Below are 22,389 nucleotides of genomic sequence, written 5' to 3'. Positions count from 1 at the left end.
AGAGTTGTATATAAGTGGTTTCAAATTAAAACCAGTTGGAGTCTACGCGGGGAAGTTTTAAAATGCAACCACTCAATCGTGGAGACTACCCGTGGCCAAGCGCAAAAGCCTGAAAACCGACCCCTGTCCCGTGGCGCGCGCGCTCGACGTCATCGGCGAGCGCTGGTCGCTGCTGATCGTGCGCGATGCCTTCGACGGCATGCGCAGGTTCGGCGAATTCCAGAAAAGCCTGGGCGTGGCGAAGAACATCCTGGCCGACCGCCTGCATACGCTGGTGGAAGAGGGCATTTTTACGGTCGCGCCCGCCTCGGACGGCACGACCTACCAGGAATATGTGCTGACGCAAAAGGGGCTGGCGCTGTTTCCCGTCGTCGTCGGTTTGCGGCAGTGGAGCGAGGAGCAGCTGTTCGAGGCGGGCGAGGCGCATTCCACCCTGCTGCAGCGCGGTTCAGGCTTGCCCGTGCGCCGCATCGACGTGCTGGCCGAGGATGGACGCGTCTTGCAGGCGGGCGATACCGTCGTGCATAAGGTGGTCACTGAGGTGGAGCCGAAGGCATGAAGCGCGTGGCCGTCATCGGCGGCGGCATCACGGGCGTCACCAGCGCTTACGCGCTGGCAAAACGGGGCGTCAATGTCACCCTGATCGAACGCCACCGCTATGCGGCCATGGAAACATCGTATGCGAATGGCGGGCAATTATCGGCCTCGCATGCGGAAGTGTGGAACCACAAGGCGACGATATGGAACGCCTTGAAATGGATGGCGCGGCGCGATGCACCACTGCTGCTCAATCCGACTCCCGGCTGGCACAAGCTGAGCTGGTTTGCGCAATTTCTCGCCGCCATGCCGCACTACGAGCGCAACACGATCGCCACGGCGCGCATGGCGATCGCCGCGCGCGAACAATTGTTTGCGTGGGCGCAAACAGAAAACATCGCTTTCGATCACCGCCGCGCCGGCATCCTGCACATTTACCGGGACCGGCGCGGCTTCGAGCGGGCGGCCGGCGTGTCGCGCCTGCTGGCGCAGGGCGGCTTGCAGCGGCGCGCCGTCACGCCGCAGGAGATGCGCGCCATCGAACCGACCCTCACCGGCGACTTTTACGGCGGCTACTACACGGACAGCGATTCCACGGGCGACATCCACAAATTCACCAGCGGCCTGGCCGACGCCTGCGCCCGCCTGGGCGTGGCCTGCCGCTATGGCGCACAGGTGACGGCGCTGGCGCGCGAGCACGGCAAGGTGCGTGTCAGCCTGGGTGAGGACAGTATCCTGTTCGACGCCGTCGTCATTTGCGCGGGCACGGCCAGCCGCGCCCTGGCGGCATCGCTGGGAGACCATGTGAATGTGTATCCCGTGAAAGGCTATTCGATCACCGTGCAGCTGGACGACGAAGCCAGCCAGGCGGCCGCGCCCAAGGTCAGCCTGCTCGATGATGCCACCAAGCTGGTCAGCAGCCGCCTGGGCGAGGACCGGCTGCGGGTGGCGGGCACGGCGGAATTCAATGGCATCAATTACGATATCCGCGCCGACCGCATTCGCCCGCTGCTGCAGTGGGTAGAGCAGTGTTTTCCTGGCGTGAATACGCGCAAGGTGATCCCGTGGGCGGGCTTGCGCCCCATGCTGCCGGCCATGCTGCCGAAAGTGGGGGCGGGCAAGGCGCCGGGTGTGTACTACAACACGGGCCATGGCCACCTGGGCTGGACCCTGGCGGCCGCCACGGCGGAGCTGGTAGCAGAGGTGGTGGCTAGTTCTTTGGCAACAAATCGCTGAGCGCGGCGCGGCCCTTGACGGTCAGGAAGGGGCCGACCTTGTTGTAGGGCAGCAGGAAGTCGTTTTCGCAGCCGCTGCCGTTCGAGTCTTCCCAGAAGGACACGCCTTCCGGCTTCAGCGACAGGTGGAAGCGGCCGCGGCCGTCGTAATCCGTGCCTTTGCACTCGGCATCGATCTTGACGTCCTTGAACAGGGCTTGCCGCAGGCGGTCCGGCAATTCGGCCTTGTCGTCGCCATCGCTGGCGCTGGCGCCAAACCAGTTCCACACGTCCGTTTCCTGGCCCGTTTTCACGTCCCAGGTGCGGAACCGGATGGAGATGCCATTGGCGCCATAGCCGGCCGGCCAGCGGTAAAACTTGATCGTCACCCAGCGCGGCGACCAGTAGGTGGGCTCCGCATACACTTCGTCTTCCGTCGTGAAGCCGTTGCGGCCCAGGTATTCGCGGCGCGTGGCATAGAAGTCGGCCAGGTCTTTCTTGTTCCTGGCCAGCACGGCACGCAGTTGGGCATTGATTTTCGCCACGCCATCGCCGGGCGCCATCAATTCCACGGTGATGGTGTCGCCTACTTGCAGGTTGCGGTATTGCTTGCCTTCGAAGGCAATGGCTTTACTCACCTTGGTGCTGGGAAAGTCTTCCAGCGCCAGGTTGTAGGCGTCGCTGGCGCAGGATGGATGGTCGCGGTCGCCTGCCGCTTCCAGCAGGCTCAAGGCCAGCGGCAGGGTTTTGCCGCTTTTCGGGGCTGTCCAGGTGCCGATGAGCTTGTCACTTTGCTTGCCGCCCTGCGGCACATGCAATGACCACGTGCCCGTCGTGTCGCCCTTGGCATCGGACTCGCTCCAGTCGCTCTTGCCGTTCGGCTTGGCCAGCATGATGGGCGTCTTGTAGCGCGTGTAGTAATAATTGCCGCTGCGGTCAGACCCTTGCGTGGGGCTGGGCTGGTTGAAGCAGGCCACGATATTGGCCTTGCCCAAGGTGCCCTGCCACACCCCTTGCACGGGGGGCTCGGCCGCCATGGCGGCATTCAGGGCGGGCAGGGACAGGCATACAAGCAATGAACGTGGCAAAAAACAGCGCATCGGGTTTTCCGGTGATTGGCGATGGCCGATTCTACATGGCCACTGCCTGGATGTGCCGCACGACAACTAACTGCGAGGGCGCTCCAGCGCCACCACTGTCATGGCCGCACCCAGGTATTGCAGCATGGCCCCGTCGACAAAGCTGCCTTCCATCAGACGCGGTTCCTGCTGGTGCGCCTGGCGGAATTTCAGCTGCGTGGCCGGGTCCGTGCCTGCATAGGAGCGGAACAGTCCCAGCCACTGCCGCGCCAGTTGCAGCACGGCCGGGGCGGTGGGCGGCGTGCGCGCATCCATGGCGGCGCGCACGGCGGCGATCAGGGCCGGCCACTCGCCAGAGCGCTTGCCATAGTTGGCCACGAGGTATGCGTACTCCTGTTCGTCGAGGAAGGGCTGGTACAGCGCTATGCGCGAGGCATTGAAGGCGGCAATGATGAATTGCATCAAGTCCGCATCGATGCTGGTCGTCGCTTGCATGGATGGCTCCTGCGCGTGCATGTCGTTCAGGCGCGCGAACAGGCCGGGGTGGGCGCCCGTGTCGCGCACCAGCTTGACCATCCATTCCGTGGCCAGGGCTTGTGCTTGGACATCGTCGGGGCCGGCGCCCGCGTCCCTGGCGGCGCGCACTCTTGCCACCAGTGCTTTCCATTCCTGTTCCACAGCCGCGTCCGACAGCAGCGGCAGTTGTTGCAGTTCTTCGTGACTAAAATATTTGTCGTACATGGTCATCAACTCCATTGTGGTGAGCCACTCGGCCAGTTCCGGGGCTTGCCCTTGCGACAGTTGCGCCTGCAAGGTGCACAGGCGTGCGCGCAGGGTGGATGCCTGTGCGATCTGGCGCTCCAGCATGGCGATCTGCTGCGCCACGATGGCGCTCAAGGGCAGATCCGGGCCGGCGAGTGCGTTGGCGATCTCGGCCAGCGACAGCCCGAACTTGCGCAGCGCCATGATCCGGTGCAACCGGTCCATGTCGCTGTGCTGGTACAGGCGGTAGCCAGCGGGTGTGCGCGCTGAAGGCGAGAGCAGGCCGATGCTGTCGTAGTGGTGCAGGGTGCGGATAGTGAGGCCCGTGAGCCTGGCCAGTTCACCGATTTTCAACAGCATCGTCTTCTCCCTTTCTTCAGTGCGTGCAGCCACGATGGCGCCTGACGCTACGTCAGGGTCAAGCAGGAATGTAGCAGAGGACCCTGAAAAAAACGGAAAAAGAATCCGTTGACCTTCATTTTTTTGTACGGTATATTTATAAAACCGCATGACGACGTCAGCCAAACAAGCAGGTTCGGGTCAGGTGGAATGACGGAATAGTCGTTGTGCGGCGCAGCAAGTTGCGCCATTGGCCGGGCTGGAAAGATAATCCGCGCAGACGGATTTTTTTCGCAGTTGAGTTGTACGTTAAATATAATATGCCACCGGCAAGATCCGGGCGGCGAGAGAGACGACCATGATGAAAAGTATCGTTTGCGATACGCCCGGCAGTTTGCGCATGGAGCAGCGCCCCGTGCCCGTGCCAGGCGAGGGCGAAGTGCTGCTGCGCATACGCCGCGTAGGCATCTGCGGCACCGACATGCATATCTTCCGCGGCACTCAGCCTTTCCTCAGTTACCCGCGCGTGATGGGCCATGAATTGTCCGGCCATATCGACAGCGCGCCAGCCGGCTCGCGCCTGGCAGTGGGCGACCAGGTCTACGTGATGCCCTACCTTTCCTGCGGCAGCTGCGTGGCGTGCCGCCAGGGCAAGACCAACTGCTGCACCCGCATCGAAGTGTTGGGTGTGCACCGCGACGGCGGCATGAGCGAATACCTGGCGCTGCCCGAGCGCTTTGTCTTCAAGACCGAAGGCATCTCGCTCGACGACGCGGCCATGATCGAATTTCTCGCCATCGGCGCGCATGCCGTCAAGCGCGGCGCGGTCGATGCGGCCAAGCGCGTGCTGGTGGTGGGTGCAGGCCCGATCGGCATGGCCGTGATGCTGTTCGCATCGCTGAAAGGCGCCGAGGTGACGGTGCTCGATGGCCGCGCCGATCGTCTGCAGTTTTGCCGCGAGGCGCTGGGCATCGTCCGCACGGTGGCGCTGGGCGGGGGTGACAAGGAGCAGTTGTCGGATGCCACCGGCGGCGAATTTTTCGACGTGGTCTTTGACGCCACTGGCAATATCGCCGCCATGGAGCGAGGCCTGGATTTTGTCGCCCACGGCGGCAGCTACGTGCTGGTCTCCATCGTGCGCGATCGCCTGTCCTTTTCCGACCCTGAATTCCACAAGCGCGAAACGACCTTGCTGGGTAGCCGTAACGCCACCGTCGACGATTTCGAGGAAGTGGTGGCGGCCATGAAGGCAGGCCTGGTGCCGACCGCGCTGCTCAATACCCACCGCACCACGCTCGACGACTTTACCGGCGTGCTTGATCGCTGGATGCAGCCCGAGGCTGGCGTCATCAAGGCCATCGTAGAGGTCTGAGATGGCGCATTCCAACCCCATACTTCAATTTGGAACCAGCCGCTTCCTGCAGGCGCACGCCGACCTGTTCGTCAGCGAAGCGGCCAGCCAGGGCGAGGCGCTGGGCAATATCACCATCGTGCAGACCACGCACAGTGCGCAGGGCGCGGCGCGCGTGGCGGCGTTTCGCCGCGGCGGCGGCTATCCCGTGCTAATCCGCGGCTGGCAGGATGGCGCGCCAGTCGATGAAGAGCGCCGCTCCCACGCTGTCACGCAAGCCTGGCAAGCCGGCAGCGACTGGCGGCAGGTGCGCGATGCGGCCCAGGCCGCGTGCGTGATTATCTCGAATACGGGCGACACGGGCTACCAGCTGGATGAGGCCGACCACGCCGGCATGCTCGACGGCGCGGCCGTCCCCGCCAGCTTCCCCGCCAAACTGCTGGTGCTGTTGCACGGGCGCTTCCTGGCCGGCGCCGCACCCATCTCGATTTTTCCGTGCGAACTGGTGGCCGATAACGGAAAGGTGCTGCGCCAGGTGGTCGTGACACTGGCGCGGCAATGGCGGGTTTCGCCAGACGCCATCGCCTATCTGGAAACGGGCTGCCTGTGGATTAATTCCCTGGTCGACCGCATCGTTTCCGAGCCGATCGAACCGATAGGCGCGGTGGCCGAGCCCTATGCGCTGTGGGCCATCGAGGCGCAGGAGGGCATGCTGCTGCCGTGCCGCCATCCGCAACTGGTGGTGACGGGCAGTCTGCGCGAGTATGAACAGCGCAAGCTGTTCCTGCTTAACCTGGGCCATACCTATCTGGCGCAGCTGTGGATGGAACGCGGCAGCCCGGTTGGCATGACGGTGCGCGAGGCGATGGAAGATGGTGGCATGCGCGCCTCGCTGGAAGCCGTGTGGCAGGAGGAGGTGCTGCCCGTGTTTGCCGCCATGGGGACGCCGCACGGTGACGCCGCGCTGGCCTATGTGGCGCAGGTCAGGGAACGTTTCGGCAACCCCTTCCTTGCGCACCGCCTGGCCGACATCGCCCAGCACCACGCCGGGAAAATCCAGCGCCGCATGGCGCCCGTGGCGGCACTGGCGCAGCAGCTCTGTCCCGCCCTGGCGCAACCGCGCCTGCGCGCCATGCTGGCGCCGGGAGCGCAGCCATGAACGCCCCGGTCAACGCAGTTGTTTCTTTTTCGGCATGCCGATCCAATCCGATATCGACTAAAATGGCCTACTTATCCACTTTCCTTTTCGCTGGCATAGCGCGTTCATTCATCCATGTCCAAACCCGCCACCGTCTTCAAGCGCAGTACCAATCTGCTGTTGCAATTTCTCGCAGAGAATGTCGCAGTGGGCGAGATGCTGCCGACGGAGCAGTTCCTGACGACCATCTGCCAGGGCAGCCGCACGGCGATCCGCAGCGCGATCGCTTACCTGTCGACGCGACGGCTGATCGGCAGCCCGGCGGACCGGCGCTTGCTGAGAAAGCCCATATCGGGCGACTACTTCGATATCTCCGAATTGCAGTCGGGGGCAGAGCGCATCCAGCAAGTGCTGATGGAGCGCGTCTACCAGCGCGACATGCCGCCCGGCGCGGAATTTTCGGAAGCGGAGCTGGCGCGCGAGGCGGGTGCCAGTACCGTCAGCGTGCGCGAATTTTTGATCGGCTTTTCGCGCTTCGGCCTGATCGAAAAGAAGCCCCGCGGCGGCTGGCGCCTGTGCGCGTTCGACCGCTCGTTCGCCACCGAACTGGCGGACATGCGGCGCATGTTCGAAATGGCGGCCGTGGAGCAGTTTGCGCACCTGCCGCATGGCGATCCGGCGTATGCGGAACTGGCGCGGCTGATCAAGCAGCACGAGAAGCTGGCGGCCAGGATAGCCACGCGCCACAATGCCTTTCCGGCGCTGGACCGCGAGTTCCACACTTTCCTGATTGGCCTGCTGAACAATCGTTTCGCCCAGGGCTTCTACGATATCGTCTCGTTTGTCTTCCACTATCACTACCAGTGGGACAAGGGCGAGGAAAAGGGCCGCAACCAGTACGCGGTGCAGGAGCACCTGGCAATCTTGCGCGCGCTGGCGGAGCACGACATACCGAAGGCGCTCGCGTGCATGCAGGAGCACCTGGATTCATCGCGCCGCACCATGCTGTCATCGATAGGCACGCGCGAAAAACTGAGCCAGCCAGGCGCCTAGCAGCCTTTGCCGGGGAGGGTGCGCCATGAGCCTCGCTTCCCCGCCTGCCAGCCTGCTGCTGATGTCGCCCGAGGACAACTGCCTGATCGCCAGGACAGCCCTTGCCTGCGGCGACGTCGTGGCCATCGACGGCCAGCCAGTCACCCTGGCGCAAAACATCCTGATCGGCCACAAGGTGGCGCGCCGCGCGCTGGCCGTGGGCGACAAGGTGTTGCGCTATGGCGCCCTGATCGGCAGCATCACGGCCCCCGTCGCCATCGGCGAGCACATCCATACGCACAACCTTGCAAGCGATTACATCCCCACGTTTACCCTGGGCCAGGACGGCCACCATTTCCTGGACAAGGACGACCAAGCATGAACGCTCCCGTAACGACACCCGCCCTGTCGGGCTACCCGCGCGCCGATGGCCGCAAGGGCATCCGCAATATCGTGGTGGTGGCCTATATGGTCGAATGTGCGCATCACGTGGCGCGCCTGATGGTCAACGCCTTTCCCGGCCAGCCCGTGCACCTGATCGGCTTTACTGGCTGCTTCCCGAACGAGTACGCGGACCAGGTGATGCGCCGCCTGCTGACGCACCCGAATGTGGGTGCCGTGCTGCTGGTGTCGCTGGGCTGCGAAGGCTTTAATAAATATGGCCTTTCCAGCGCGGTGGCCGACAGCGACCGTCCGGTCCACACGATCACCATCCAGGAAAACAGCGGTACGCGTCCCAGCGTGCGCAGCGGCACGGAATGGATAGGCTGGGCCCTCGAGCATCTGGCGCGGCAAGAGCGCGTGCCGATGGGGATAGATGAACTGATCGTCGCCACCATCTGCGGCGGCTCCGACAGCACCAGCGGCATCAGCGCCAACCCCGCCGTCGGCGTTGCTTTCGATACCCTGATCGCGGCCGGCAGCCCCTGCATCTTCGAAGAGACGGGCGAACTGGTGGGCTGCGAATACCACATGCAGCGGCGCGCCGTCAGTCCGGACCTGGGCAATGCCATCGTCGAGACCGTGGCCAAGGCCGCTCGTTATTACACCATCATGGGGCACGGTAGCTTCTCGCCGGGGAACGCCGATGGCGGCCTGACCACGCAGGAGGAAAAGTCGCTGGGCGCCTACGCCAAGAGCGGTTCCTCACCCATAGTCGGCATTCTGAAACCCGGCGACCAGCCAGCCGGCGGCGGCCTGTACCTGCTCGACGTGGTGCCGGACGGCGAGCCGCGCTTCGGTTTTCCGAACGTGTCGGACAACGCGGAAATCGTCGAACTCATTTCCTGCGGTGCCCACATCACCTTGTTTACCACGGGCCGCGGTTCCGTGGTGGGCTCGGCGATTTCGCCCGTCATCAAGGTGTGCGCCAATCCGCAAACCTTCGAGCGTCTTGCCGACGACATGGATATCAACGCCGGCAAGATACTCACAGGAGAAGCCACCCTGGAGGAAGTGGGCGCGGAGATTGTCGCCGCCGTGCTGAACGTGGCCAATGGAGAACTGAGCCGCTCGGAAGACCTGGGTCACCAGGAATTCGTGCTGACCTATAAACAATTCGATGCGGTGGGGCCAGGCTGTTTCCCGCTGCGCGCAGCATGAGTGCCACGGCGATGGATGTCATGGATACCACGCGACGCCGTACCCTGCCGCGCGGCGGCTTGTCGCTGCCCTGCATTGGCATGGGCTGCGCGCCGCTGGGCGGCCTGTACCAGCCCGTCTGCGACGCGCAGGCGCGCGCCACGCTTGATGGCGCCTGGGACGCCGGCGTGCGCTTCTTCGACACGGCGCCGTTCTATGGCTATACCCAGTCCGAACACCGGCTGGGCGCGGCGCTGCGCGAGCGGCCCCGCAATGAATTCGTGATCAGTACCAAGGCAGGGCGGCTGATGCGGCCCGACGCCTCCGTGCGCCCCGGAGACGACGGCTTTGCCGCGCCGCTGCCGTTCCGCCCCCATTACGACTACACATATGACGGCGTCCTGCGTTCGCACGACGATAGCCTGCAGAGATTGGGGCTTGAGCGCATTGACATCCTGTTCGTGCACGATATCGGCAAGGTTACGCATGGCGAGCGCGATCAGCAATACTGGCGCCAACTGACGGCCGGTGGCGGCTTTCGCGCGCTGGAGCAGCTGCGCGCCAGCGGCCAGGTGAAAGCCGTGGGCCTGGGCGTCAACGAATGCGACGTCGTGCTACGGGCGATGGCGGAGTTCGACCTCGATTGCACCCTGCTGGCCGGCCGCTACACCTTGCTGGAACAGGCCTCGCTGTCACCGCTGCTGGACGCCTGCGTGGAACGCGGCAACGCCATCGTGGTGGGCGGTCCATTTAATTCCGGCGTGCTGGCCGGTAACGGCAAATTCAATTACGCCGATGCGCCGAGCGCGATACTCGAGCGCGTGGCGCGACTGGACGCCGTTTGCCGCGAATTTGGCGTGCCCTTGCAGGCTGCCGCCTTGCAGTTTCCGCTGGCCCATCCGGCCGTCGCGTCCTGCATCCCGGGCGGCCAGGACCTGGCGCAGCTACGCCAAAACCTGGACTGGTTCGCCACACCGCTGCCCGACGCCCTGTGGCTGGCGCTGCGGGAAGCGGACCTGATTGATGCGCGCGCGCCGCTGCCTACGGGAGTGGCCGCATGATGCGCATCGACGCCCACCAGCACTTCTGGCAGCTTGCCGCACGTGCCGGCAGCTGGCCGCCGCCATCGCTGGCCGCCATTCACCGCGATTTTTCCCCGGAAGACCTGGCGCCGCTGCTGGCCGAGCATGGCATAGCTGGAACCGTGTTGGTGCAATCGCTGCCTTCGGAAGACGATACGTACTGGATGCTGGCGCTGGCCGGACAGGACAGCTTTATCCGCGCCGTGGTGGGCTGGACCGACTTGATGGCGCCTGATGCACCCGTAGCGATTGCGCGCCTGGCGTCGCACGGCAAGCTGAAAGGTTTGCGCCCCATGCTGCAGGATCTGGATGACGATCAGTGGATCGCCGATCCTGCACTGGCGCCAGCTTTGACCGCCATGGTGGCGCAAGGCCTGCGGCTGGACGCGCTGGTGCTGCCGCGCCACTTGCCCGCGCTGCTGCGTTGTGCCCGCAACTATCCGCTGCTTCCCATGGTGATCGACCATGCGGCCAAGCCGCCGATAGCCGATGCCGCCTTCGGCACATGGCGCGAAGACATGGCGGAACTGGCCGCGCTGCCGAATGTGCACTGCAAGCTGTCCGGGCTGGTGACGGAGGCCCGGCCTGGCTGGCGCGCGAACGATTTGCAGCCGTATGTGCGGCACGTTCTGGACGTATTCGGCCCCCGGCGCGTGATATGGGGCAGCGACTGGCCAGTGGTGGACTTGGCCGGCGGATATGCGGCGTGGCTGGCCGCCAGTGTAGCGCTGCTGGCACATCTGGGACAAGAGGATAGAAACGATATTTTTGGACTCAACGCACTGCGCTTTTACGGCATCAACCAGGAAACGCCATGAAAAGAATGGGCATGGTCATCGGCATCGCGCCGGACCGCATCGCTGAATACAAAACCTTGCATGCCACCGTCTGGCCGCAGGTTCTGGCCAGACTGTCGGCAGCGCATGTCAGCAATTATTCGATCTTCCTGCGCCAGCCGGAAAACCTGCTGTTTGGCTACTGGGAATACCACGGCGAGGATTTTGATGCCGACATGGCGGCCATCGCCGCCGACCCGGAAACGCAGCGCTGGTGGACCTTTTGCGCCCCATGCCAGCTGCCCCTTGCCTCACGCGCCGAGGGCGAGCATTGGGCGATGATGGAACACGTATTTCACATGGCTTAGACCTAAAAAACAAGGAGACAGCATGACCGCCAGACTACAAGGCAAAATCGCCCTACTCACCGCCGCTGGCCAGGGCATCGGCCGCGCCACGGCCGAAGCGTTCGTGCGTGAAGGCGCTACCGTGATCGCCACCGATATTAACCAGGCCCAGCTCGATGCGCTGAAGGAAGCGACGGGCTGCGCCATCCGCCTGCTCGACGTGACCGATGGCGCGGCGATCACCGCGCTGGCCGACGAGATCGGCCCCGTCGATATCCTGTTCAACTGCGCCGGCTTCGTTGACGGCGGTACGATCCTCGAGTGCGACGACGCTGCCTGGGATCGTTCCTTCGACATCAACGCCCGCTCCATGTACCGGCTGATACGCGCCGTCCTGCCGGGCATGCTGGCCAGGGGTGCCGGCTCCATCGTCAATATGTCGTCCGTGGCATCGAGCGTGAAGGGGGCGCCGAACCGCTTTATCTACGGCACCTCGAAGGCGGCCGTGGTGGGCATGACAAAATCGGTGGCGGCCGATTTCGTCACGCACGGCATCCGCTGCAATGCGATCTGTCCAGGCACCATCGAGTCGCCCTCGCTGAAGGAGCGCATTGCCGCCCAGGCGGCAGCGACAGGCGTGAGCATAGCTGAGGTGCAGGCCGCCTTCGTGGCGCGCCAGCCGATGGGCAGAGTGGGCCGCGCTACGGAAATTGCCGCCCTGGCTGTCTATCTGGCCTCCGACGAATCCGCTTTTACCACCGGCATGGTGCACGTCATCGATGGCGGCTGGTCCAACTGATTACTACAACGAGAGAAGCACATGAAACTGATGCGTTATGGCGCCAAGGGCGCTGAAAAACCTGCATTGATCGATGCCAACGGCGCCGTGCGCGATTTGTCCGGCGTACTGCCGGACATCACGGGCGCGACCCTGAGCAAGGATAGCCTGGCGAGCCTGGCGGCCCTCGATATCGGCAGCCTGCCGGTGGTGGACTATCCGGGGCGCATCGCGCCGCCATGGAAGGGCGTGGGCAAGTTTTTGTGCGTAGGCCTGAACTATGCCGATCATGCGGCCGAGTCGGGGATGGCAGTGCCGTTGGAACCGGTGTTGTTCATGAAGGCCTCCAGCGCCATCATCGGCGCCAACGACGCGGTGGTGATGCCGCAGGACTCGAAGAAAAGCGACTGGGAAGTGGAGCTGGGCGTGGTGATCGGCACCACCGCGCGCTATGTGAGTGTAGACGATGCGCTGTCGCACGTGGCCGGCTACTGCGTCGTCAATGACCTGTCCGAACGCGAATACCAGCTGGAACGCGGCGGCCAGTGGGACAAGGGCAAGGGTTGTGACACCTTCGGCCCGATCGGACCATGGCTGGTGACGGCCGACGAAGTAGCGGACCCGCAAAACCTGGGACTGTGGCTGGAAGTCAACGGCAAGCGCGTTCAGGACGGTAATACTAAAACCATGGTTTTCGGCGTAGCTAACCTGGTCAGCTACATCAGCCGTTTCATGACCTTGTACCCGGGTGACATCATCAGCACCGGCACCCCGCCAGGGGTTGGCATGGGGCAGAAACCGTCGGCCGTGTATCTGAAGCCGGGCGACACCATGCGCCTGGGGATCGAAGGCCTGGGTGAACAGCGTCAGACCGTGCATGCCTGGAATCCGGAACTGATCGACAGTTAACAAAGTGACAGACAGGCGCGCCGCCAAGATGCCTAGACATCGGCGCGCCAGCCTATAGCAGTGGAGTGGAGGAGACACACCATGAAGCAATCCGAAGAGATACTGGCGCTGAACAAGGTCAGCAAGCGCTTTCCCGGCGTGCTGGCGCTGGACAACGTCAGTTTCAGCCTGCGCAAGGGCGAGGCGCATGCGCTGTGCGGCGAAAACGGCGCTGGCAAGTCCACCCTGATGAAGGTGATGAGCGGCGTGTACCAGGCCGACGAGGGAGAACTGGTCTACAAGGGCAAGGTGTGCAGTTTTGCCTGCAGCGTGGATGCGGAAGCGGCTGGCATCGCCATCATCCATCAGGAATTGAACCTGATCCCGCACCTGAGCGTGGCGGAGAATATTTTCCTGGCGCGCGAACCGGTGCGCGGCCTCTTTATCGACCGCAAAAAAATGCACGCCGACGCGCAGGCGCTGCTGGACCGTTTGAAACTGCGCATCGACCCTCGCCAACTGGTCAAGAACCTGTCCTGTGCGCAGCAACAGATGGTGGAAATCGCCAAGGCGCTATCGCTCAATACGGAAGTGCTGATCATGGACGAACCCACGTCCTCGCTGACGGAAAGCGAGACGGGCCAGCTATTCGACATCATCAATGAACTCAAACGCAACGGCGTGAGCGTGGTCTACATCTCGCACCGCCTGGAGGAGATGCAGCACATCATCGACCGGGTGACGGTGCTGCGCGACGGCAAATTCGTCAGCACCGACGATTTTGCCGCCACCACCCTGGATGCCATCGTCGCAAAGATGGTGGGCCGTACCCTGGATGAAAAATTTCCCGACCGCGTATCAAAGCCGACTGATGAAGTACTGCTGAGCGTGAAGGATTTGCACCGCAAGGATGTCTTCGGCCCGCTGAGCTTTGATTTGCGGCGCGGCGAGATACTCGGCTTCTCCGGCCTGATGGGGGCGGGGCGCACGGAAGTGGCGCGCGCCATCTTCGGCGCCGATCCCCTCAGTAGCGGCGCGATCCACTTGGGTGACATGGCGGTGACGATCACCAGCCCCATTGACGCCATCGGACACGGCATTGCCTATCTGTCGGAAGACCGCAAGAGCCACGGCCTGGCGATCCGCATGTCGGTGGCGGCCAACCTGACCTTGACCAATGTAGCGGGGCTGGCTAACCGTTTCGGCTTCATCGATTTCGCCAGGGAAGAGGCGGTGGCGCAGCAGTACATCGCAGCGCTTGGCATCAAGACGCCGACCTCGAAACAGATCGCGCGCAACCTGTCCGGCGGCAACCAGCAAAAGATCGTCATCAGCAAATGGTTGTACCGCGAATCGAAAATCATCTTCTTCGATGAACCCACGCGCGGCATCGATGTGGGTGCCAAGTTCGCCATCTACCAGCTGCTCGACAAGCTCGCTTCGGAAGGCATCGGCGTGGTGCTCATCACGTCCGAGCTGCCCGAGATCATGGGCATGACCGACCGGGTGGCCGTGTTCCATGAAGGGCGTATCAGCGGCATCGTCAATACACGCGAATCGTCGCAGGAAGAGATCATGCAGCTGGCGTCGGGGCGCGTAGTCTGTCCCACCCTTGGCCAGGTGGCAGTCCATTAGAAACAGAAAGCTAAAAAAAAATGAATAAAGAACTGATACAAAAATTCGCCGCGCTGGGCAGCCTGTCGCTGTTGCTGCTGGTGTTTTCCCTGACCAGCAACGCCTTTTTCTCCGTCAGCAATGGCATGAGTGTGGCCTTGCAAGTCACGTCGATCGCTTACTTGGGCATTGCCGCCACCTGCGTCATCATCACGGGCGGCATCGACCTCAGTTCCGGTTCCGTGCTGGCGCTGGCTGGTGTGGCCGCCGCGCTCCTGGTCAAGAGTGGCGTGCCCGTGCCAGTCGCGATGCTGGGTGGCATCTTGGTGGGCGCCATGTGCGGCGCTGTCAACGGTTTTTGCATCACGCAATTGAAACTGCCGCCCTTCATCGCCACACTTGGCATGATGCTGATCGCGCGCGGCCTGGCGTTGCAGGTGACGGGCGCGCGCGCCATTTCCGGCCTGGGCGATTCGTTCGGCGAACTCGGTAACGGCGTGCTGTGGCGCATCGAGCGCGACACGGGCGGCACCTTCCCCGAAGTCGTCTTCCCTGGCATTCCGTATCCGGTGGTGCTGATGGTGGTGATCGCCGTGGCCGTCTCCATCATGCTCAGCCGCACCACCTTTGGCCGGCATATCTATGCCGTTGGTTCGAATGCGGAAGCTGCGCGCCTGTCGGGCGTGAAGGTGGGCCGCGTCACCCTGCTGGTATACACATTGTCCGGCGCCTTGTCTGGCCTGACGGGCTGCGTGCTGATGTCGCGCCTGGTGACGGCGCAGCCGAACGAGGGCGTGATGTACGAACTCGATGCGATCGCCAGCGCCGTAATCGGCGGCGCCTCGCTGATCGGCGGCATAGGCACCATTTCCGGCACTGTCATCGGTTCCTTCGTCATCGGCATCCTGCGCAACGGCCTGAATATGAACGGAGTGTCGAGCTTTATCCAGCAAATCATTATCGGACTGGTCATCCTGCTGACCGTCTGGATCGATCAGAAGCGCAACCGCGCCTGAAGCAGCAAGCAGTACGCCGTGAAGTCAATCTACTAAATCTATAATTAAATGAGGACGACAATGAAAACCATCAAAGCTGTGTCGCTCGGTCTGTTGACCGCAGCCTTTGCCCTGAGCTCCAGCGCTGCCTTCTCCGCCCCGGGCGAGATCGCCGTGATTGTCAAGACGACCAATTCCAACTACTGGCAAAACGTCAAGAAGGGCGCCACGGCCAGCGCCGCCGATGCCAAGGGCTACAGCCTGACCTTCCAGGGACCCGCCTCGGAATCGGCCATCGCCGACCAGGTCAGCATGGTGGAAAACGCCGTCACGCGCAAAGTGGCCGGCATCGTGCTGGCCGCGTCGGACCCGGACGCGCTGGTGCCGGCCTTGAAGAAGGCGTGGGAAGCGAAGATTCCCGTTGTGCTGATCGATTCGCTGGTGGCCGACAGCGGCAAGCGCTACTACCAGTCTTTCCTGTCGACGGACAATGAAGCGGCCGGCGAGCAAAGCGCCAAGGCCCTCATTTCCCAGGTCGGCAAGACCGGCAAGATCGCCGTGATGTCATATGTGGCGGGCGCCGGTTCCGAGACGGGCAGGGTGGGCGGCTTCAAGCGCTATATCGAAAAGAACTCGCAGCTGCAGATCGTCGGCACGTATTACTCGCAGTCGCAGATGGCCACGGCGCTGAACCAGACGACCGACGTGCTAGCCTCGAACCCAGACTTGAAGGGCATCTTCGGCGCCAATGAGCCGACAGCCGTGGGCATGGGTCGTGCCATTGCGCAGGCGGGCAAGGCTGGCAAGGTGATCGCCGTGGGCTTCGACGGCAATGAAGACCTGAAAAACTTCGTCAAGGACGGCACTCTGTACGCGACCGCCGTGCAGGGTTCCTACTCGATGGGCGCGCTGGGCGTGAAGACCCTCGTCAGCCTGATCGAGGGAAAGAAGGTCGCGCCTTTCGTCAACACGGGCGTGGTGATCGTCACCAAGGCCAATGTCGATCTGCCGGAAGCGAAGAACGTTCTATATTGAGCGTCAGCTGATTGTCAGGCGCTGCTTCAATTCCTTGAGCAGCGTGCCGGTCTTGGCAGTGAGCTGGCGCGCCAGCGGCCACGCCAGGGAGAGCGGCAAGCCTGGCGTGGCGCAGGCAGGCAGTACTTCGACGATGGCGCCACTGGCCAGGTGTTCCTGCACCAGCCAGGTCGCCTGCTGCGCGATGCCCAGGCCAGCCAGCACGGCGGCGGTCTGCGCCTCGGCGTCACCCACCGTCAGGCGTGGACGGACCGCGCGCCGTTCCACCCCGTCCTCGCCGGCAAACAGCCATGGCGCCGCCGTGCCGTCGCCCCGGCCATAGGCGATGCAGTCGTGGCCATCGAGATCGGCGATGGTGACCGGCGTGCCGCGTCGCTCCAGGTAGGCGGGCGCCGCGCAAAAGATCAGGCGCTCTTCGCCCAAAGGCATCTGCCCCAGCGTTTGCGGCCAGTTGCCAGGTGCGCCGATGCGCACGGCGATATCGATGCGCTCCTCGAACAGGTCGACGAAGCGGTCGCTGAAGGCGATCGACGGCTGCAAGCGCGGATACTGCGCGCACAGCTCCAGCAGGGCCGGCATCACGCGCAGCCGGCCATATGAGGCGGGCACGCCGATGCGCACCTTGCCGGCCAGTTCCGTCGCGTGTTCAGCCAGGACGTCTTCCGCGTCCGCCAGTTCCTGCAGCACGCGCTTGCAGGTGGCGTAGTAGGCGCGTCCAGCATCGCTCAGTTTCAGCCGGCGCGTGCTGCGCTCGAACAGCAGCACGCCCAGCCGTTCTTCCAGCCGCGCCACGCTCTTGCTGACGGCTGAACTGCTCAGGTGCAGGCGCTCGGCCGCCTTGGTGAAACTGCCCGCGTCGGCCGTGGCGAGGAAGGGCGTGAGGCCCTTTAAATGTTCCGATGAAAACATGATTCGAGAATCTCATTCATGAATGAGGTGAAATAGTATCGTGGATAAGAAGTTCAGTCGCGGATATGATGGTTTTTTCTTTTGGAGGCTTTCTCTCATGCAAAAACACGCCCTCATTATCGGCGCCAGCGGCGTCATCGGCAGCAACCTGGCCACCCATCTGTTGGCGCAAGGCTGGCAGGTGACGGGCGTCTCGCGGGGACGCACGCCAGTCCCCGCCGGCTGCACGGCCTTGCCGCTCGATGCGACGGATGGCGCCGCCGTCGCCATGGCGCTGGCGGGCCTGGACGCCAGCCACGTCTTCTTCACGGCCTGGGCGCGCCAGGACAACGAGCAGGAAAACATCCGCGTCAACGGCGCCATGGTGGCCAATGTGCTGGCCGCGCTGGGACCGAAGGGCCACTTGCGCCATGTAGCGCTGGTGACGGGCCTCAAGCATTACCTGGGACCGTTCGATGCGTATGGACAGGGGAGCGTGCCCGTCACGCCGTTCCGCGAAGAGCAGGGCCGCCAGGACGTCGACAATTTCTATTACGAGCAGGAAGACCGTTTGTTCGCAGCCGCTGCCCAGTACGGCTTTACGTGGAGCGTGCACCGCCCGCACACCATCATCGGCTACGCGCTGGGCAATGCCATGAACATGGGCCTGACCCTGGCTGTGTATGCGAACCTGTGCAAGGCCAGCGGCCAGCCTTTTGTGTTTCCCGGTTCATCCGCACAGTGGCATGGCCTGTCCGACATGACGGATGCGGGGCAGATCGCGCGCCACCTGGCGTGGGCTGCCGATAGCCCGGCCGCACGCAACGAGGACTTCAATATCGTCAATGGCGACGTGTTCCGCTGGAAGTGGCTGTGGCCCCGCCTGGCAGCGTACTTCGGCGTGGCAGCGGCGGACTTGCCGGAGACCATCGCGCCGCTGGCCGGCCGCATGCAGGATGCGCCTGCACAATGGCGTGCCATTGCGCAGCAGCATGATCTGGTGGAAACGGACATCAGCCGCCTCGCTTCCTGGTGGCATACGGATGCCGACCTGGGGCGGCCGATGGAAGTGATGACGGACATGGGCAAGAGCCGCAAGGCGGGCTTTCTTGATTACCAGGATACGCCGGATGCCTTCTTCAATCTGTTCGAGAAGTTGAAGGCGCAGCGCATCATTCCGAGCTGACCCGGTCGTGGCCAATCATGTCGTCGGCTTACGCCGTTCCGGCTATGCCGACCTACCGGGCCATCGTGGTAGTGCGTAGGTCGGGTTAGCGCGCAAGCGCGTAAGCCGACATCCCCACATGCTATTCGGGCTTGCGCCGCTCCTGCGCCCGCTGCCATTCCAGGCCCGGGCGGTCGACGCGGAATTGCAGCAGGCGTCCCTGCACCACTTCCGTCACGTAGGCCGTGCGGCCATCGGGGCCGCCAAAGGTGATGTTGCTGGGCTTGGCGCCGGGCACGCTGATCTCGCGCAAGATGCGCCCTTGCGGCGACAGTTTCACCACCGTGCCCTTGCCGTAGCGCGTCACGTACAGGTTGCCATCGACGTCCACGCGCATGCCATCCATGCCAAAATCGTCAAACTTGATCAGCAGGCGCTTGCCGCTCAGGCTGCCGTCGGCGGCGATGTCATACATCCAGATATTGCGCTGTACGCTTTCGTTCACGTACAACATCTTGCCGTCAGGGCTCACTTCGATGCCGTTGGCCGTGCCCATGGTGTCGAGCGCCAGGGTCACCGTGCCGTCCTGCGCGATGCGCCACACGCGCCCCGTGTTTTCCTTCCAGTTCGGGTCGCTCGCATACAGCACGTCATCCTGCGTGATGGCGATGTCGTTCGGCTGCGTCATGCGCGGCTCGCGCGCGTGGATGGTGAGCGCGCGCGTGCCCGGATCGACCAGGTATATCGTGTGTTCCATGTAGTCGGCCAGATACATCTGCCCACGGCTGCCGAAGCGGATGCCGTTGGCGATGCTGGTGCCGGGCAGGGTCAGGAACACCTCGCCAGTGCCGCCGGGGCTGACCTTTCCGATGGTTTGCTGGCGCGCAAAGTTGACGGCGTAGATATTGCCTTCCGCATCCACGGCCGGCCCTTCTATGCCCTTGGTAAAGGAATGCGCGGGCGTGAAGGTGGTGGTGAGAAACAGCGTCTCGTGCGCGGGCGGGCTGGCGCAGGCGGACAGGTTGGCCAGCGCGGTGGCCAGCACGGCGGTGCGCAGCCAGGGCAGGGCGGTTCGGGAATCGTGCATCAAGGATCTCTGTATGGCAAAGGTGGCGTATGTTACCCGACGCGCGCCAGTCGGGGCGCCAGTCTACGCCTCACCCCATGCCGCCACCCTAGGCCGCCACCACCACCAGGTCGGGGAAGTCGTCTTGCCAGCCAGCCCATGCGTCCTGCAGGTGCGCGTGCATGCCGGCGCGTTCTTGCGCCAGATCAAACTCGTCGGCGCTGGCCAGCAGAAAATGGGCAATGGCGCGCAGGGTAGCCGGGTCGGCGTGGATGGTCACGTCGGAACAGGGCAGGGGGCGCTCGGCGGCCTGGTCTTGCAGATAGCAATGCAGCGATAAATGTGGCGTCATGGGTGTCAATTGTTGGTGTGAAAGCCCAGCATGGCGTGCGCCAGCAGGTCGGCGCGCGCGGCCGCCTGTTCGGCGTGCGAGAGGAAGCAGTGGATCCGGCCATGCTGCTGTTCGCAGCGGCCATGGGCTTGCGTGGCCGCGCGCAATTCTTCTCGTAATTTCTCTGCGAGAATTTGACGACCTTGCCGCGCCTGCTGCCGTAGCGTTCGACGCGCTCGCCTGTCTGCGCGAACCAGGCAAACAGTTGCGCGCTGGCCGAAGCGGGAATGAAAGGACTATCCTGGGTGAATTCGCCGACGAGGAAATGGTATTGGTCCATACGGCAATGCACGGAGAGGGTATCGAGGGGCATACTTTTGCATGGGATGCCAAATGCTGTCAATGCGTTCCTGCGGGCCCACTTCAAGCGACCTGATGCGTATGTATTTGATTTAAATGAGATTCGCGCCGCATTGCGGTTACACTAAGTCTGACTATACTTCAATAAGAGCCATGGTTCTTGTTCACGGCGGCGCTGGCAATCCCACGGAGGCATCATGTCTTATGCGAATCCCACCACCCATAATGGGTTCCTGATCTCGGCCTACGCCTGCGAACTGCCCGAGGGGTGCTGGCAGGGACAGTTGGTGCTGAGCAAGTGCGGCTTTGAAGATGTCCGGCAAGCCAATCTGGAAAATCGCAGCACGCGGCACGAGGCGGAGCAATCGGCCCTGGCCATGGGGTGGCAGCTCGCCAATTACGTGCTACCCCTGCGCACTGTTGACGATAAGTAATCTAATTCTTTCATTTCGTAAGGAAAATAGAGTATCGTGCTCAGGTAGCAAGTAATACACCGTATGCAGCAATAGAGCTGGCGTGCGCGGCGATGTCTGAGTGAGCGCCGCGGAGCGAAGAGTTGTCCTTAAGGCCGGCCCCCACAAGCCGGACACCGTCACCATGCACCACACAGCACTCTCGCCGGATCCTGAGGATGCGCCCGCCCAGCAGTTGCCAGCCGAGCCAAATTTGCATGACTTGCACGGCCGTGAAGTCAAGCTGCTGCGCGAAACGATCAATCAATTGTTGATCATGGCCAAGATGCAGGTGCAGGAAAAGGATAAATCCGACGCCTTCGGCCTGTTGGTCAAACAGTTGCGCGAAGCCAATCAAAACCTGGTGCTGGCAACGTTTGGTGCACAGGACATGCAAGCGTCCGCCGAAGCGACGACCGTGCGCCAGACGGAGTTCCTGGCCATGCTGGCGCATGAGTTGCGCAATCCCTTGCAGCCGCTGGCGATGGCCAATGACTTGCTGGCCAAGAAGGTCGACCTCGATCCCCAGCTGGCGCACGTGCATGGCGTGATCGGCCGTCAGGTGGCGCACATGGCGCGCCTGATCGATGACTTGCTTGATGCATCGCGCGTCAGCAGCGGTAAGATCACCTTGCAACTGGCACCTATCCTGCTGAGCGACATCATCGCCAGTGCCGTGGAAGTTGGCCAGGCCAGCATCAATCTACGCCAGCAAGTGCTGAGCGTGAGCCTGCCGAAGGAAGCACTGGTCATCGAAGGAGATCTGGTGCGCCTGACGCAGGTGTTTGCCAACTTGCTCATCAATGCAAGCAAGTTTACGCACGAGTTTGGCCATATCGATATCGTCGTCAGGCGCCAAGATGATTTGGTAGAAATTGCCGTCAGCGACGATGGCGCCGGCATCGCCCTCGATATCCAGCCCTTCATCTTCGATTTGTTTACCCAGGGCTTCCGCTCGCTGGAGCGGGCGCAGGGCGGCCTGGGCATCGGTCTGTCGCTGGTGCGCATCATTACCCAGTTGCATGGCGGCACCGTGGACGTGTTCAGCGCTGGGGTCGGCTTTGGCAGCCAGTTTGTCTTGCAGTTGCCCTTGTCGTCGCTGGCGCCGCTGTCGCAGGGGATGCAGGCAGAACCTGCGGCGTGCGCATTGCCGCGCCGCGTACTGCTGATCGAGGATAATGCCGATGCGGCGGAAATGCTGGCGCTGCTGCTGACGCAGGACGGCCACCATGTCGACGTGCGCAATGACGGCCCTAGTGGCTTGCGTGCCGCGCTCGATGCGACCTATGATGTGATCGTGTGCGATATCGGCTTGCCGGGCATGGATGGCTTCCAGGTCATCAGTGCGGCACGCGCGGCCCTGGTGCCGCCTCTGCCATGCTTTGTCGCCGCATCCGGCTACAGCCAGCTTGGCGAGTACGACCGCGCCGGCGAGGCAGGGTTTGACCATTACCTGGTAAAACCCATCAATATCGACGCCTTGTTGAAAATAATCACGGCAAAGGCTCCGCGCTGATGGGTGAAGGAGCCCTGATGCTTTTTTTTAATATGGTCCAAGCACCGAAAACCGCAGAGAAAA

At 63.0% G+C, this 22,389-nt stretch carries 24 protein-coding genes; 19 read left to right on the top strand and 5 right to left on the bottom strand.

The genetic code is table 11. The features are described 5' to 3' along the window. The first annotated feature begins 91 nt into the window (after positions 1-91). Together C8C89_RS25310 and C8C89_RS25305 are read left to right on the top strand one after the other, a co-directional pair. Positions 92-559 (top strand): helix-turn-helix domain-containing protein, encoded by a 468-nt coding sequence (locus tag C8C89_RS25310; protein ID WP_133993843.1) that lies wholly within the window; start codon positions 92-94, stop codon positions 557-559. Next, complete coding sequence (locus C8C89_RS25305) at positions 556-1,773, top strand: D-amino acid dehydrogenase (RefSeq protein ID WP_133993841.1); 1,218 nt, start codon at positions 556-558, stop codon at positions 1,771-1,773. Before C8C89_RS25310 ends, C8C89_RS25305 begins: the two co-directional genes overlap by 4 nt. Here the strand turns inward: C8C89_RS25305 and C8C89_RS25300 are convergent. Both C8C89_RS25300 and C8C89_RS25295 read right to left on the bottom strand, forming a co-directional pair. After that, on the bottom strand, positions 1,748-2,851 hold the full coding sequence (locus C8C89_RS25300; RefSeq protein WP_133993839.1) for a hypothetical protein: 1,104 nt from the start codon (positions 2,849-2,851) through the stop codon (positions 1,748-1,750). The two genes, C8C89_RS25305 and C8C89_RS25300, sit on opposite strands and share 26 nt — an antisense overlap. Positions 2,852-2,917: 66 nt before the next feature. Further along, complete coding sequence (locus C8C89_RS25295) at positions 2,918-3,952, bottom strand: MerR family transcriptional regulator (RefSeq protein WP_133993837.1); 1,035 nt, start codon at positions 3,950-3,952, stop codon at positions 2,918-2,920. A 340-nt stretch (positions 3,953-4,292) separates the two neighbouring features. Here C8C89_RS25295 and C8C89_RS25290 point away from each other — a divergent pair, with 340 nt between their 5' ends. From C8C89_RS25290 to C8C89_RS25230, 13 genes are all read left to right on the top strand, one after another. Further along, complete coding sequence (locus C8C89_RS25290; RefSeq protein WP_133994171.1) at positions 4,293-5,303, top strand: zinc-binding alcohol dehydrogenase family protein; 1,011 nt, start codon at positions 4,293-4,295, stop codon at positions 5,301-5,303. 1 nt (position 5,304) lies between these two features. Then, positions 5,305-6,441 (top strand): mannitol dehydrogenase family protein, encoded by a 1,137-nt coding sequence (locus C8C89_RS25285; RefSeq protein ID WP_133993835.1) that lies wholly within the window; start codon positions 5,305-5,307, stop codon positions 6,439-6,441. 114 nt (positions 6,442-6,555) lie between these two features. After that, entirely contained in the window at positions 6,556-7,473 is a 918-nt protein-coding gene (locus C8C89_RS25280) for a GntR family transcriptional regulator (RefSeq protein WP_133993833.1), read from the top strand. 25 nt (positions 7,474-7,498) lie between these two features. After that, positions 7,499-7,834: a UxaA family hydrolase gene (locus tag C8C89_RS25275; protein WP_101484219.1), complete on the top strand. Its 336-nt coding sequence runs from the start codon at positions 7,499-7,501 to the stop codon at positions 7,832-7,834. Then, positions 7,831-9,054, top strand: a complete 1,224-nt coding sequence (locus tag C8C89_RS25270) for a UxaA family hydrolase (protein ID WP_133993831.1) — start codon at positions 7,831-7,833, stop codon at positions 9,052-9,054. Before C8C89_RS25275 ends, C8C89_RS25270 begins: the two co-directional genes overlap by 4 nt. An 11-nt stretch (positions 9,055-9,065) precedes the next feature. Next, positions 9,066-10,094: an aldo/keto reductase gene (locus tag C8C89_RS25265; RefSeq protein ID WP_180338665.1), complete on the top strand. Its 1,029-nt coding sequence runs from the start codon at positions 9,066-9,068 to the stop codon at positions 10,092-10,094. Next, entirely contained in the window at positions 10,091-10,933 is an 843-nt protein-coding gene (locus C8C89_RS25260) for an amidohydrolase family protein (protein WP_208327817.1), read from the top strand. The genes C8C89_RS25265 and C8C89_RS25260 overlap by 4 nt, the downstream gene beginning before the upstream one ends. After that, a complete protein-coding gene (locus C8C89_RS25255) occupies positions 10,930-11,259 on the top strand; it encodes an L-rhamnose mutarotase (protein ID WP_133993827.1) in 330 nt (109 codons plus the stop codon). The genes C8C89_RS25260 and C8C89_RS25255 overlap by 4 nt, the downstream gene beginning before the upstream one ends. Before the next feature lie 22 nt (positions 11,260-11,281). Next, positions 11,282-12,037, top strand: a complete 756-nt coding sequence (locus tag C8C89_RS25250; protein ID WP_133993825.1) for an SDR family oxidoreductase — start codon at positions 11,282-11,284, stop codon at positions 12,035-12,037. 21 nt (positions 12,038-12,058) lie between these two features. Continuing rightward, positions 12,059-12,925 carry a fumarylacetoacetate hydrolase family protein gene (locus C8C89_RS25245; protein WP_133993823.1) on the top strand — a complete coding sequence of 289 codons (867 nt, stop codon included), beginning with the start codon at positions 12,059-12,061 and terminating at the stop codon, positions 12,923-12,925. 81 nt (positions 12,926-13,006) lie between these two features. Further along, positions 13,007-14,539 carry a sugar ABC transporter ATP-binding protein gene (locus C8C89_RS25240; RefSeq protein WP_101484225.1) on the top strand — a complete coding sequence of 511 codons (1,533 nt, stop codon included), beginning with the start codon at positions 13,007-13,009 and terminating at the stop codon, positions 14,537-14,539. Between the two features lie 20 nt (positions 14,540-14,559). After that, positions 14,560-15,534, top strand: coding sequence for an ABC transporter permease (locus C8C89_RS25235; RefSeq protein WP_101484226.1), 975 nt, complete (start codon positions 14,560-14,562; stop codon positions 15,532-15,534). A gap of 60 nt (positions 15,535-15,594) precedes the next feature. Then, the gene (locus tag C8C89_RS25230) at positions 15,595-16,548 is read left to right on the top strand and encodes an ABC transporter substrate-binding protein (RefSeq protein WP_101484227.1); all 954 of its coding nucleotides are present in this window, start codon (positions 15,595-15,597) and stop codon (positions 16,546-16,548) included. A 3-nt stretch (positions 16,549-16,551) separates the two neighbouring features. Here C8C89_RS25230 and C8C89_RS25225 read toward each other — a convergent pair whose 3' ends face one another. Beyond that, the gene (locus C8C89_RS25225; protein ID WP_101484228.1) at positions 16,552-17,457 is read right to left on the bottom strand and encodes a LysR family transcriptional regulator; all 906 of its coding nucleotides are present in this window, start codon (positions 17,455-17,457) and stop codon (positions 16,552-16,554) included. Positions 17,458-17,554: 97 nt separating this feature from the next. Between C8C89_RS25225 and C8C89_RS25220 the strand changes: the two genes are divergently transcribed. After that, entirely contained in the window at positions 17,555-18,622 is a 1,068-nt protein-coding gene (locus tag C8C89_RS25220; RefSeq protein ID WP_133993821.1) for an SDR family oxidoreductase, read from the top strand. A gap of 121 nt (positions 18,623-18,743) precedes the next feature. On the opposite strand, the gene C8C89_RS25215 is transcribed toward C8C89_RS25220, so the two are convergent. Further along, positions 18,744-19,688, bottom strand: a complete 945-nt coding sequence (locus tag C8C89_RS25215; RefSeq protein WP_208327816.1) for an SMP-30/gluconolactonase/LRE family protein — start codon at positions 19,686-19,688, stop codon at positions 18,744-18,746. A gap of 88 nt (positions 19,689-19,776) precedes the next feature. Next, positions 19,777-20,019 (bottom strand): hypothetical protein, encoded by a 243-nt coding sequence (locus C8C89_RS25210; RefSeq protein ID WP_133993819.1) that lies wholly within the window; start codon positions 20,017-20,019, stop codon positions 19,777-19,779. Positions 20,020-20,021: 2 nt separating this feature from the next. Between C8C89_RS25210 and C8C89_RS27115 the strand changes: the two genes are divergently transcribed. From C8C89_RS27115 to C8C89_RS25200, 3 genes are all read left to right on the top strand, one after another. After that, positions 20,022-20,177 (top strand): hypothetical protein, encoded by a 156-nt coding sequence (locus tag C8C89_RS27115; RefSeq protein WP_166674909.1) that lies wholly within the window; start codon positions 20,022-20,024, stop codon positions 20,175-20,177. 378 nt (positions 20,178-20,555) lie between these two features. After that, the gene (locus C8C89_RS25205; RefSeq protein WP_101484231.1) at positions 20,556-20,792 is read left to right on the top strand and encodes a hypothetical protein; all 237 of its coding nucleotides are present in this window, start codon (positions 20,556-20,558) and stop codon (positions 20,790-20,792) included. 163 nt (positions 20,793-20,955) lie between these two features. Further along, positions 20,956-22,326 carry a hybrid sensor histidine kinase/response regulator gene (locus C8C89_RS25200; RefSeq protein WP_243858415.1) on the top strand — a complete coding sequence of 457 codons (1,371 nt, stop codon included), beginning with the start codon at positions 20,956-20,958 and terminating at the stop codon, positions 22,324-22,326. Positions 22,327-22,389 lie beyond the last annotated feature (63 nt).

Origin of the sequence: Janthinobacterium sp. 75 (genome assembly GCF_004365495.1) — a bacterium.
Classification (GTDB): domain Bacteria; phylum Pseudomonadota; class Gammaproteobacteria; order Burkholderiales; family Burkholderiaceae_D; genus Janthinobacterium.
The sequence above is the reverse complement of the archived record's forward strand: the minus strand, read 5'-3'. Positions and strand labels throughout refer to the sequence as shown.